10 protein-coding genes are annotated in these 11,694 nt (G+C 64.6%); 3 read left to right on the top strand and 7 right to left on the bottom strand.

Annotated features, from left to right (window positions below; all coding sequences use genetic code 11):
* Nucleotides 1–23 precede the first annotated feature (23 nt).
* Both J3B00_RS24725 and J3B00_RS24730 read right to left on the bottom strand, forming a co-directional pair.
* Entirely contained in the window at nucleotides 24–1,565 is a 1,542-nt protein-coding gene (locus J3B00_RS24725; RefSeq protein WP_209873517.1) for an MFS transporter, read from the bottom strand.
* Nucleotides 1,566–1,782: 217 nt separating this feature from the next.
* Entirely contained in the window at nucleotides 1,783–2,691 is a 909-nt protein-coding gene (locus J3B00_RS24730) for a LysR family transcriptional regulator (protein ID WP_209873528.1), read from the bottom strand.
* 279 nt (nucleotides 2,692–2,970) lie between these two features.
* Between J3B00_RS24730 and J3B00_RS24735 the strand changes: the two genes are divergently transcribed.
* Complete coding sequence (locus J3B00_RS24735) at nucleotides 2,971–3,435, top strand: universal stress protein (protein WP_209873532.1); 465 nt, start codon at nucleotides 2,971–2,973, stop codon at nucleotides 3,433–3,435.
* A gap of 61 nt (nucleotides 3,436–3,496) precedes the next feature.
* On the opposite strand, the gene J3B00_RS24740 is transcribed toward J3B00_RS24735, so the two are convergent.
* The 4 genes from J3B00_RS24740 to J3B00_RS24755 are packed head-to-tail and all read right to left on the bottom strand — an operon-like array spanning nucleotide 3,497 to nucleotide 8,258.
* On the bottom strand, nucleotides 3,497–4,357 hold the full coding sequence (locus tag J3B00_RS24740; protein ID WP_209873534.1) for an HlyD family secretion protein: 861 nt from the start codon (nucleotides 4,355–4,357) through the stop codon (nucleotides 3,497–3,499).
* Nucleotides 4,358–4,367: 10 nt separating this feature from the next.
* Nucleotides 4,368–4,568 carry a DUF1656 domain-containing protein gene (locus J3B00_RS24745; RefSeq protein ID WP_209873537.1) on the bottom strand — a complete coding sequence of 67 codons (201 nt, stop codon included), beginning with the start codon at nucleotides 4,566–4,568 and terminating at the stop codon, nucleotides 4,368–4,370.
* Nucleotides 4,558–6,735, bottom strand: coding sequence for an FUSC family protein (locus tag J3B00_RS24750; RefSeq protein ID WP_209873541.1), 2,178 nt, complete (start codon nucleotides 6,733–6,735; stop codon nucleotides 4,558–4,560). Before J3B00_RS24750 ends, J3B00_RS24745 begins: the two co-directional genes overlap by 11 nt.
* Nucleotides 6,732–8,258: an efflux transporter outer membrane subunit gene (locus tag J3B00_RS24755; protein ID WP_209873544.1), complete on the bottom strand. Its 1,527-nt coding sequence runs from the start codon at nucleotides 8,256–8,258 to the stop codon at nucleotides 6,732–6,734. The genes J3B00_RS24750 and J3B00_RS24755 overlap by 4 nt, the downstream gene beginning before the upstream one ends.
* Nucleotides 8,259–8,440: 182 nt before the next feature.
* Between J3B00_RS24755 and J3B00_RS24760 the strand changes: the two genes are divergently transcribed.
* Together J3B00_RS24760 and J3B00_RS24765 are read left to right on the top strand one after the other, a co-directional pair.
* Nucleotides 8,441–9,388 (top strand): LysR family transcriptional regulator, encoded by a 948-nt coding sequence (locus J3B00_RS24760; protein WP_209873547.1) that lies wholly within the window; start codon nucleotides 8,441–8,443, stop codon nucleotides 9,386–9,388.
* 193 nt (nucleotides 9,389–9,581) lie between these two features.
* Entirely contained in the window at nucleotides 9,582–10,556 is a 975-nt protein-coding gene (locus J3B00_RS24765; protein WP_209873550.1) for a D-glycerate dehydrogenase, read from the top strand.
* A 193-nt stretch (nucleotides 10,557–10,749) separates the two neighbouring features.
* Here the strand turns inward: J3B00_RS24765 and J3B00_RS24770 are convergent, their stop codons facing one another.
* Complete coding sequence (locus J3B00_RS24770; protein WP_209873553.1) at nucleotides 10,750–11,652, bottom strand: DMT family transporter; 903 nt, start codon at nucleotides 11,650–11,652, stop codon at nucleotides 10,750–10,752.
* Nucleotides 11,653–11,694: the final 42 nt, after the last annotated feature.

The raw sequence follows: 11,694 nt of genomic DNA on the forward strand, positions 1-11,694 counted from the left end.
TGTTCTCGAAGTCATCCAGGGGTTCAGGCCACCGCGCGCGGTGGGTAGACCCGAGTGGGCACGAAAGGAATAAGGCAGATAAGGGCCACGGCGACGCAGGCCATGACCAGGTACAGATCGGCCGAGGTCAGCACCAGGGCCTGTTGATGAATGCGTTGCGCAAGGCCGGCGGCGCGATCGTCGATCAACGGCGCGTTGCCCAGGCTGTCCACCAGGTGGTTGGAATGAAAATGCCGGCGCAGGGTGCCGAGCGCGTCGAGCAGGCCACCTGCGATCACTGCCGAGAGGCCTTTTACCGTGTTGAACCAGGCCGATGCGAACGGGCCTTCCTGCGGGCTCATACCATTGGTCGAGAGCATCAGCAGTGGCAGCACCGACATCGGCTGGCCGAACACCTGCAGCAGGTAGAAACCGTAGAAGTTGTCGCGAATCCACGCGGAGGTCAGCAAGCTGCTGCCCACGCACGACACCGCCAACATGCCCAGGCCCAGCGCCAGTACCCAGCGACAGTCCACCGCGCGCAGGTTGCACAGCGCAGCGGTGAGCGGCAGGGCGATCAGTTGCGGCATGGCCACCAGCAGCATCAGCGGGCTGGTCTGCGCCGGGCGGTAGTCCTGGATCTGCGCAAGGTAGGCCGAGGGGATGCTGCCCACGCCGGAGAGCACGATCAAGACCCCGGCCAGGGTCACCAAGGCGAAACTCAGGTTGCGCCGCGAGAGCATGCGCAGCTGGAAGAACGGCACCGTCTCGGACCACTCGTTGTACATGAACAGCACCAGCAACAGCAGGCCGCCGCCAAGCAACCAGCAGATCAGCGGCGAGTCGAACCAACCCCAGCGATCGCCCAGCGACAGGCCGAGGACGATACAGCTGATGGCGGGCAAGCCGAGCACCACCCCGCGCCAGTTGAACTGCTGGAAACGCTCCAGGCGCAGAGGGTCTTGCGGCAGGCCCCAGCCGACGCAGAGCATGGCCAGCAGTGACGGCAGGATGATCTGCCAGAACGCCCACTGCCAGCCGACGTACTCGGTCCACAGGCCTGCCAACGGTGTGCCGAGGTTGGGCCCGAAGGTGGCGGTCAAGGCATAGCAGGCCAGGCCGTAGACCTTGATTCCCGGCGGCAGGAAGCGCAGCGCCACGCTCATCAGCATGGGCGGCATGGCGCCCGAGGCGAGGCCCTGGAGAATGCGCAGCAGCATCAGGCTGTGCAGGTTGGGCGCATACGGCTGGAGCAGGCCGAGCACGGCGAACAGGCCAATGGCACAGAGGGTGAAGCGGCGCAGCGAGAAGGTCGTCGCCAGCCACGGCGAGAAGGCCATGGCCGACACCGAAGCGGCGGCGTACACCGCCAGCAGCCAGGCGCCTTCATCGGCACCGATACCCATTGCGCCGCGGATATCATTCAGCGAGATCTTCGTCACTGACTCGTTGAGACCGGCGCAGAGTACCGCCAGCAGCACACCGAACAGCCCGACCACTACCCGCAGGCCAAACGCCGTTTGCGCAGGACCCGCGGCCGCAGGGGCGGCGCTGAGCGCGGCAGGTGGGGCGGTAAGTGCAGTCATGGGGCGGACATCTCCAGCAACAAATTGGCTGGAGGGAGTTTAAAAAGATTGAATGCTTACGAAAACTGACTTATCGGTAGGTTTAGATTGCGCTGGACGCAATCCGTGCGTGTCAGTGGTGGCCTCTTCGCGGGGCAAGCCCGCTCCTACAGGGGCCAGTTTGCCCATCCATCCTGTAGGAGCGGGCTTGCCCCGCGAAGAGGCCGTCCCTGACAGCCTACGGATCTACCTGGCAACACGCCTTCAAGGTCTCCCGCAACCACCGATGGGCCGGGTCGCTGTGAAAGCGGGGATGCCACGCCTGCATCACGTTGACCCGCTCCAACGGCACCGGAATCTCGAACGAACGCAGCGGTAGCCCCAGCCTGGACACACTGTTGAGGATATTCGCCGGCATCGGCAGGATCAGGTCCGAGTCCGGCAGCGAGAACAGCGCCGAGTGAAAACTCGGCGTAATCAAGGCCACCCGCCGCTCCACCTTGAAGTTGGCCAGCTCGACGTCGATCGGCCCGTTGGCCCGGCCACGCCGCGACACACTGATCTGCGGGTACTCGGCAAAGCGCGCCGGGGTGATCTCGCCATCGAAAATCGGGTGATCACGCCGCGCCAGGCCGACATAGTAAGTGTGAAAAAGGGTCTGGATCTTGATCTCCGGCGGCAGGTCGATGCTCGAACTGATGACCAGGTCAGTGCGCCCATCACGCAGCACTGTGTCGTCATCGCCGCCGCCGCTTTCCGGGACAAAACGCAGCACCGTACGCGGCGCCTGCTCATGCATCATGCGCAGCAGCTGGGCGCCATACAGGGCGATGAACAGGTCGTTGGTGCGGATGTTGAACGCCCGATCCAGGCGCTGCAGGTCAACACTCTCGGCGCTGCGAAACACCTGCCCGGCCTGCTCGACCAGCTGGCTGACCTGATCTCGCAGGGCCAACGCCCTGGGTGTCGGCACCAGGCCGCGACCGGCCCGTACCAGAATCGGATCGTCCAGCGCATCGCGGATGCGCCCCAAGGTCCGGCTCATGGCTGCCGGGCTCAGGTTCATGCGCTGCGCCGCGCCGACTACGCTGCCTTCATCGAGCAGGGCGTCGAGGGCGACCAGCAGGTTCATGTCCGGGAGTTGCATGGCCGTTTACCGTGACAGCTGTGGGAACGGTGATGTTAACAGGTCGGATGATTGCGCCAGACGCAACGACGCCGTGCGTGGTGGGCTATTTATTCCGGGAGCGGGTTGGGCCTTTAATAACGCTGTGCCAGTGCTGGCCTCTTCGCGGGGCAAGCCCGCTCCTACAGGGGCCAGTGTGCCCACGGCCTTGATGATCAACACCGATCCTGTAGGAGCGGGCTTGCCCCGCGAAGAGGCCCGCACTGCCTACCTCAATCCAGCCCCGACCGAGGAGCCTGCATGCCCCGCCCCGTCCTGATCGCCATCGACGCCTCCCCCGCCACCAGCGCCCTGCTGGCGTTGGCCCAGCGCTACTGCCGCCCCGATGAACACCAACTGCACGTGCTCCTGGCCATCGACTCGACCTTCGCCGTGCACGGCCAACCCGCCCCCTACACCGACGGTGAGCTCAGCGAATACCCCGCCGCCTGCGACGAACAGCAGCTCGCCGAGCGCGCCGTTGCGCAAACGCTGCAAAGCCTGCGTGATGCCGGTTTCACAGCCCAAGGCGGCACCGTCGCTGCCGAGCCGGTCAAGGCCATCGTCGACCAGGCCCAGGCGCTGGACTGCGAGCTGATCATCATGGGCCACCGTCACCTGTCGCGATTGGGCCGGCTGCTGGATCCGTCGATCAGCTCAAAGGTGCTTGATCGGGTGCAGATTCCAGTGTTGGTGGCAGCCATCGCAAAGTCGTTTGAAATTTAATCTGGCTTGAGCTCGCCGGGGGCCGCTGCGCGCCCCTCGTACGGGCACCACCAGATCCGGATCAACCCTCGCCGGGCTTCACCACCACAGTGCAGGTCATGCCCGCCGCCAGCAAAAAACCTTCCGGCACTTCATCGATGTGAATCCGCACCGGTACCCGCTGGGCCAAGCGCACCCAGTTGAAGGTGGGGTTCACATCGGCAATCAGCTCGCGGCTTTGCGGGTTGTCGCGGTCATAGATACCGCGCGCGATGCTCTCCACATGGCCCTTGATCCGCTCGCCACTCATCATCTGCAGCTCGGCCTGGTCACCGACCTTCACATGCGGCAGCTTGGTCTCTTCGAAAAAGCCATACACCCAGAACGACTGCTCATCGACCACCGCCATCACCGCCTCACCGGTGCGCGCATAGTCACCGCGGTGCACATTGAGGTTGGTCACATAGCCATCGACCGTGGCGATGATCCGCGTGCGCTTGAGGTTGAGCTCGGCTGCCGCCAGTTGCGCCAGCGCCTGCTGATAATCGGCCTGGGCCGAGTTGGCAATGTTGCTGGCGTCATCGCGGTTCTCGCGGGAGATCACCAGGTTGTCCATGTCGGCGCGGCGCTTGGCGTTGACCTTGCGCATCTCCCAGGTCGCCTTGCGCGAGGCCACCAGCGCCTTGGCCTGGTCGACTGCGACCTGGTAGTGCTCGGGGTCGATCTGGATCAGCACATCACCCTTCTTCACCCGCTGGTTGTCGCGCACCGGCACATCAGTGACATAGCCAGGCACGTCGGCGGCGACGTTGATGATGTCGGCACGCACGCGGCCGTCGCGGGTCCAGGGGGTGGTCATGTAATGCAGCCACAACTGGCGGCCGATCACCACCGCGGCAAGCAGCACCAGCAAGGTGGCGATCAGGCTGAAGAACTTTTTCATCGAGGGTTTCTCACCAGTAGACGGTCAGCGCCATGGCGCCGAAAAGGCAGATGAACAGGCACAGCCGCAGCAACGCCGGGTGCCAGAAGAAGCGGTAGCCGTCCACGCTGGCGACAAAACGGTCGAGGCCCCAGGCCAGGCCTGCGGCAAACAGGAACATCAAGGTCATGGTCGGCATGTACACGCCATGGAAGGCGATCTCACGGGGCATGGGGCAGTCCTTTCGCCGGGGCCAATGGCGATTGTGGGTCGAGCAGGGAGGAGCGGATGAAGTGCAGGTAGCTCTGCGTGCGGCGCAGCACCGAGGTGTCGAAGTGGCGCGCAAACGGCTCGTCGGTGGCCTGCACGCGGCTGATCGCGTGGTCAACCGCGACCAGCGCACGCTCGTGGTTGCTGGCGTTGGGCTGCAGGAACAACCGCGCCAGCGCCCGGCCCATCACGCGGATCGCCTGGCGCCAGGGCTGCGACTCGGCGTAGGCCGGGTGCACTGGGGCGCGGGCCTGTTCCTTGCGCAGTTCGATGATGGCGTGGCCAACTTCGAGCACGACGAACATCCAGCGCATCAGTTCGCTCTGCACCTGCGGCTTGCCGGCCGCCAGGCCATAGGCCTGGTGCAGCAGGTCGCGGGTACGGCTTTCGAAGGCCGAGCCGAGCCCGCGCAGGCGCCCACCGATGGCGAACAGCACCTGCTCGCGCAAGTCGCGCTGCAGTCGGCTCCACAGCCAGCGGCTGTTCGGCGGCAGGATGATCGCCCCGGCCGCAGCGCAGACCAGCATGCCGATGACCATGCCGATGTAGTCGTTGATGAAGGTGTAGGGGTTGTACACAGTGAGGTTGTTCGGCACCGAGCCGATCGCGAAAAACACCAGCAGGCCAACGCCATACCCCGCGTAGGCCGGACGCGAAGAGAGGAACGCGCCGAGCACGAACACCGGCGCCAGAACCATGCACAGCAGCGCGAAGCCGTCGATCCAGGGGAACACGAAAAACGTCTCGAAGAAGCCGATGAAGGCGCCGATCAAGGTCCCGCAGGCCATCTGGAACGCCATGCGCTTGGGGTTCGGCGACGCCGCCGAAAGGCCAGCGGTGACCGTGGCGATCAGGGTCATCATTGCGCCGCTGGGCCAGTCAGTGAGCAGCCAGTAGCTGCCAAGCAAGAGCAGCACCGCCGAGGCCCGCACACCGGCGGCCAACGACACCAGCCAGCTGGTCTGTGACACATAGGGCTCGTCCCACTGCTCGCGCTGGTGCTTGTGCGCCGCCAGCGAAGCATGGGTTTCGGCGTAGCTGAACATCTCGTCGATGAAGCGGTAGAGCAGTTCGAAGGCCGTATGGAAATCGAGCAAGTCGCTGTCGCTGGGGCCGGTTTCGAGGTACTCGGCACGCAACGTGCGCACCTGCGCCTGCAAGCCGTCCTTGTAGGCGCCCAGCTCGAGCGTCAGGCGCAGCGCATCAGCGTCGGTCAGGGCTCGTCCGACATAGGGCTCAAGCAGTGCGGCGAGGGTCTTGAGACCCGGTTCGATGGCGCCGACAATCTGCAGCGGGCCCCGCGCGCGCAAGCGTTCGAGCAGGCGATGCAGGGCATTGAAGCGGGTGGTGATCGCCATGAATTCGCTGTTCATACGCACCAGGCGGCCACTGCGCCGGCGCATGTGCGGGTCTTCGAAGGCGGTGACATTGCGCAAGCTTTCCAGGCCGACCGCTTCGGCGATGAAGCGCACGTTGCTGGTTTCGAAGCGATCACGCTGGCTGTCGCCGCGCAGCGCCTCGACCACCACACCGGCGAACACTCCGAAGCGTTGGTAGAGCGCGTTGCGCATGGCGGCACTGGCCGACTGCGGCAGGATCGCGGCGCTGACCATGGTCGACACGAGGATGCCGAGGGAAATCTCCAGCACCCGCCACACCGCCGCCATGAACGCCTGATCGGGGTGCTCCAGCACCGGCAGGCCGATCATCGCCGCGGTGTAACCGGCCAGCACGAAGCCGTAGGCGCGAAACGTCCGGTAGCGCATGGCACCGGCCGAGCACAGCCCTACCCACAGCGCCAGGCTGGGCAGGAACAGCTCGCTGTTTTGCGGAAACAAGGCAATCAGCGCGACCATCATCGCCGAGCCGGCCAAGGTGCCAAGGACCCGGTAGAAGCTCTTGGCGAAGACATGACCACTCTGCGGCTGCATGACGATGAACACGGTGATCATCGCCGTGCGCGGCTGCGGCAGCTCCAGGCGCATGGCCAGCCAGAGGGTGATGAACGCGGCGACCAGGACCTTGAAGATGTACACCCAGGTCACCCCGTCGGTGCGCGCCCAGGCAAAGAAGCCGCGCCGCCATTCCAGGCTGTGCAGCCAGCGCAACGTCAGGCTCGAAGTGCTCATCGGGTAACGTCCGGCTGATCGAACACGGCCAGGGTTGCCGGTGTTTTCGGCGCGGCCTGGCGTTGTTCGGCAGGGCTGTCGTTACCGGCCGCCAGGCCGCCCCCCAGCGCGGTGACGAGCTCAGCATGGGCGGTCAGGCGAGCGGCCTGGACCTGCTGCTGGCGCTGCTGCTGGCGGAACAGCAAGGTCTGCGCATTGAGTACATTGAGGTAGTCGGTCAGGCCACGCTGGAAAGCGATCAGGGCAATGTCGTAGGTTTTTTGCGCGGCGGCCACCGACTCGGCAGCAAAATGCGCCTGCTCGTTCATCGACTCACGGCGGATCAACTGATCGGAGATGTTTTTCAGCGCACCGATCACGGTCTGGTTGTAGCGCGCCACGGCCACGTCATAGCCCGCCGAAGCCACGCCCAGCTGCGCGCGCAGGCGCCCGCCGTCGAAGATGGGCAGGCTGATGGCCGGGCCAACGTTGTAGTTGAACTTGCGCCCGGTGATGAATTCCAGCGCACCGCCGCCAGTGGCCATGAAGCCCAGGCCGCCGACCAGGTCGACGTTGGGGAAAAAACCGGCATGGGCGACGTCGATGCCACGCGCCTGGGCCGCGACTTGCCAGCGGCTGGCAACCACGTCGGGGCGCTGGCCTACCAGCTCGGCGGGCAGCGCTGAAGGCAGCTTGAGCGGCGCAGCGAGGGTCAGGCTCGGGCGCTGGATCTGCGCGCCCTCACCCGGGCCTTTGCCTGCCAGCGCGGCCAATTGATTGCGCGCCAGGGCGATTTCTTCAGTGAGTGCGTCCAGTTGGCGATGGGTCTCGGGCAGCGGTGCTTCGGCCTGGCTGACCTCGAAATGCGTACCGATACCGCCGTCCAGGCGACGCTTGGCCAGGGCGAGAATCTGCTCTTGCTGGGCGAGTTCGGCGCTGACGATGTCGTGCTGGGCAAAGTGCAGAGCCAGCTGGATGTAGACCTTGACCAGGTTGTTTTCCAGCTCGAGCTGGGCTTGGCGCGCTTCGGCCGCGCTCATGTGAGCAAGGTCGAGCGCCTGTTCGCTGGCATTGCGCTCACGGCCCCACAGGTCGAGGGCGTAGCTCAAGCCGAGCGCGGCATTGTTGTCCCAGGTGTTGCTACCGGACAGCGCGCCAGGGCCGTAGAACTGATCCTCCGGCCAGTTGTGCCGCTTGAGCGAGGCCTGGCCATTGGCCTGGAGCTGTTCGGCCGACTCGATGACACCGGCCATGGCCTTGGCTTCACGCACTCGCGCTGCGGCCATGGCCAGGCTCGGGCTGCCGGCCAGGGCCAGGGCGACCCAGCGGTCGAGCTGGGCGTCGCCATAACCCTGCCACCACTGCTGGTCGGGCCAATGGGCGTCGCTGGCGGCCTCGCGGATCGCTTGGTCGGTGGTCAGGGTATTGGCGGGCAGCGTCTTGCTTTGCGGGGCGATGCCCCAGGTTCCGATACAGCCTGCCAGGGACAGGCTAAGGGCACAGGCACTGAGCGCGTTCAGCGCTCTGATGATGCGACGCGGCACAGCTGCGATTTCCCGAGGAAAGAGGTGGATGAGGCCGGGCAATTCTAGGGGGCCGCCGCACTGGCGATAAGCGCATATTCCTGCGAATCTTTGTTACCAAAACAGCGATAATCCGGCTTTGGTCGAAGCAACAAAACCGTAACTTCATGTCACAATTTCGGCCTCTATCACGAGAGTGACCCATGGACACCCTGCAAAACATGCGTGCTTTCAGTTGCGTCGCCCAGCTTGGCAGCTTCACCGCCGCCGCTGCGCAGCTGGATACCACCACCGCCAACGTGTCGCGGGCGGTCTCCAACCTGGAAGCCCATCTGCAAACGCGCTTGCTCAACCGCACCACCCGGCGCATCGCCCTGACCGAAGCGGGCAAGCGTTACCTGATGCGCTGCGAGCAGATCCTGACCTATGTCGAGGAAGCCGAAGCCGAAGCCAGCGATGCCCACGCGCGGCCTGCCGGGCAACTGAAGGTGCATTCGATGACCGGCGTCGGCCAGCATTTTGTGGTAGACGCGATTGCTCGCTACCGTGAGTCGCACCCGGACGTGACCTTCGACCTGACCATGGCCAACCGCGTGCCGGACCTGCTCGACGAGGGCTACGACGTGTCGATCGTGCTCGCCAGTGAGCTGCCCGACTCCGGTTTCGTCTCGCAGCGCTTGGGCATCACCTACAGCATCGTCTGCGCCTCGCCGGAATATGTCGCCAAGCATGGCATCGCGCAAAAGCCGAGCGACCTGCTCAAGCACGCTTGCCTGCGCATGGTCAGCCCGGTGATTCCGTTGGAGAAGTGGCTGTTTGACGGGCCCGAGGGCCAGGAGCTGGTCAACATCACCAGCTCGCCGTTCCAGGTCAATTCGGCCGACGCGATGAAAACGGCAATTCGCAGTGGCATGGGCGTGGGCGTGTTGCCGATCTATTCGGCGATCGATGGCCTGCGCGATGGCAGCATCGTCAGGGTCATGCCCGACTACCGCCTGCAGGAGCTCAACCTGTATGCGATCTACCCGTCGCGACAGTACCTGGATGCCAAGATCAAGACGTGGGTCGAATACTTGCGCAACTCGTTGCCGGAGATTCTGGCGGCGCATGAGGCAGACCTGAAAACCCACGAGTTGCTGATCAGCAACTGAAAAAGCTGCTGCATTGGGGCGGGGGACAATGGTAGGTTGCTATCCATTGATCCCGCGCCAGCCAGGATTGGGAGGGCTTCGCCCTCCATCGCGACACAAGGCCGCTCCCACAGGGATTGCATTCAACCCTGCAACTGCGGGCTTGTCCGCTCCTGGCGTTGGCATACATGCCTAGCCTTGCAGAGAGTTGCCGATGAAAAAGACCGTCCTGGCCTTCAGCCGCATCACCCCGGCCATGGCCGAGCGCCTGCAGCACGACTTCAACGTGATCGTCCCGTCGCCCAAGCAGGGCGATATCGCCGCCCAGTTCAACGAGGCCTTGCCTGAGGCCCACGGCCTGATCGGCGCGGGGCGCAAGCTCGGCCGGGCGCAGCTTGAAGGCGCGGCCAAGCTGGAAGTGGTGTCGAGCGTTTCGGTTGGCTACGACAACTATGACGTCGACTATTTCAACGAGCGCGGCATCGCCCTGACCAACACCCCCGACGTGCTCACCGAAAGCACCGCCGACCTTGGCTTCTCGTTGATCATGGGCTGCGCCCGGCGCACCGCCGAGCTGGACGCCTGGACCAAGGCCGGCCAGTGGCAGGCCAGCGTCGGCCCTGACCGCTTCGGCAGTGACGTACACGGCAAGACCCTGGGCATCGTCGGCCTGGGCAATATCGGCGCGGCCGTGGCCCGGCGTGGTCGCTTCGGTTTCAACATGTCGATCGTGTATGCCGGCAACAGCCGCAAGCAGGCCCTCGAGCAGGAGCTCGGCGCCCAGTACCGCAGCCTGGAGCAACTGTTGGCCGAGTCGGACTTCGTTTGCCTGGTGGTGCCGTTGTCCGATGCCACGCGCAAGCTGATCGGTGCCCGTGAGCTGAAACTGATGAAGCCGAGTGCCTACCTGATCAACATTGCCCGCGGGCCGGTGGTGGATGAGGCGGCGCTGATCGAGGCGCTGCAGGCCGGCACCATTCGTGGGGCCGGGCTGGACGTGTACGAGAAGGAACCGCTGGCGGAGTCACCGCTGTTCACCCTGCCCAATGCCCTGACCCTGCCCCATATCGGCTCGGCCACTGCCGAGACCCGTGAGGCCATGGCCAACCGCGCGATGGACAACCTGCGTGCGGCGCTATTGGGTGAACGACCGCAAGACCTGGTCAATCCGCAGGTGTGGAAGCACTGATCGGTCGTTGTTAACGGCGGGCCGCTTTGCGGCCCATCGCGACGCAAGGCCGCTCCCACACAAACCGCGACAGTCTCTGGCTATACGCGGTCTCTGTGGGAGCGGCCTTGTGTCGCGATGGGCTGCGCAGCAGCCCCGGCATTCTTAAGTGAACAGCATCGGAGCGGCGGTGCCGCGATCCGACTTGCGTTGGCTATCTCACTACAACTGCCCCAACCACCCTGCTCACCTTCGGTTTGCGAAACACCAGTACATTGCCGGCCATCACCGCCACCAATCCGGCCAGCGCCGGAGCGGTCCATTGGTACCCTTCGGCAAACGCCGACACGTTCAGCGCCACCAGCGGGAACAGCACGGTGCAATACGCCGCACGCTGCGGCCCCATGCGCCCGACCAAGGTCAGGTAGGCAGTAAAGCCGATCACCGACCCCGGAATCACCAGGTACAACAACGAGCCGAGGTAACGGCTATTCCATTCCATGGCGAACGGAATGCCGCTGACCAGGCAATACACCGAGAGCATCGCCGCGCCATAGACCATGCCCCAGGCATTGGTCGTCATCGGCTTGAGTCCGGCTTTCTGCTGCATGCTCGACAGCATGTTGCCGGCCGAGAAACACAGCGTACCGAGCAGCGCCAGGCCCAGCCCATACAGGGTTTCACGGCTGGTGGCATGGCCGGCAAACTCCGGCGAGAACAGCAAGCCCAACCCCAATAACCCCAGCGCGCCGCCGGCCAGCACGTTGCTGGCGACCCGCTGGCCGAAGAAAATCCGCGCATTGAGCGCATTCCACAGCGTCGCGGTCGAGAACACCACGGCGATCAGGCCGCTGGCGATCCACTGGCTGGCAGTCAGGAAACACATGAAGTTGACGCAGAACAGGCACAGGCCCTGGGCCAGGCAGATCAGGTGACCGCGCCGGTCCATCGGTTGCAGGCGCCGGCTGAGCAGAAGAATGGCGAACAGGATCAACCCGGCCAGGGCGAACCGGTAGACGATCGAGACCGGGATGGCGACCACGCCCAATTGCAGCTTCAGGGCGATCCAGGTGGTGCCCCAGATGAGCACGGTGAGCAGGTAAAGTGACAGGTTCATGGCTGGAGTCTCTGAAGGCTTGGGGCCAGTGTCGAGCCTTCA

Origin of the sequence: Pseudomonas sp. BP8 (assembly GCF_017875955.1) — a bacterium.
Taxonomy (GTDB): domain Bacteria; phylum Pseudomonadota; class Gammaproteobacteria; order Pseudomonadales; family Pseudomonadaceae; genus Aquipseudomonas.

Bases quoted from the DNA above. Each gene is read 5' to 3' on its own strand.
- J3B00_RS24725 (WP_209873517.1), bottom strand. From the start codon at position 1,565: ATGACTGCACTTACCGCCCCACCTGCCGCGCTCAGCGCCGCCCCTGCG.
- J3B00_RS24730 (WP_209873528.1), bottom strand. From the start codon at position 2,691: ATGCAACTCCCGGACATGAACCTGCTGGTCGCCCTCGACGCCCTGCTC.
- J3B00_RS24735 (WP_209873532.1), top strand. From the start codon at position 2,971: ATGCCCCGCCCCGTCCTGATCGCCATCGACGCCTCCCCCGCCACCAGC.
- J3B00_RS24740 (WP_209873534.1), bottom strand. From the start codon at position 4,357: ATGAAAAAGTTCTTCAGCCTGATCGCCACCTTGCTGGTGCTGCTTGCC.
- J3B00_RS24745 (WP_209873537.1), bottom strand. From the start codon at position 4,568: ATGCCCCGTGAGATCGCCTTCCATGGCGTGTACATGCCGACCATGACC.
- J3B00_RS24750 (WP_209873541.1), bottom strand. From the start codon at position 6,735: ATGAGCACTTCGAGCCTGACGTTGCGCTGGCTGCACAGCCTGGAATGG.
- J3B00_RS24760 (WP_209873547.1), top strand. From the start codon at position 8,441: ATGGACACCCTGCAAAACATGCGTGCTTTCAGTTGCGTCGCCCAGCTT.
- J3B00_RS24765 (WP_209873550.1), top strand. From the start codon at position 9,582: ATGAAAAAGACCGTCCTGGCCTTCAGCCGCATCACCCCGGCCATGGCC.
- J3B00_RS24770 (WP_209873553.1), bottom strand. From the start codon at position 11,652: ATGAACCTGTCACTTTACCTGCTCACCGTGCTCATCTGGGGCACCACC.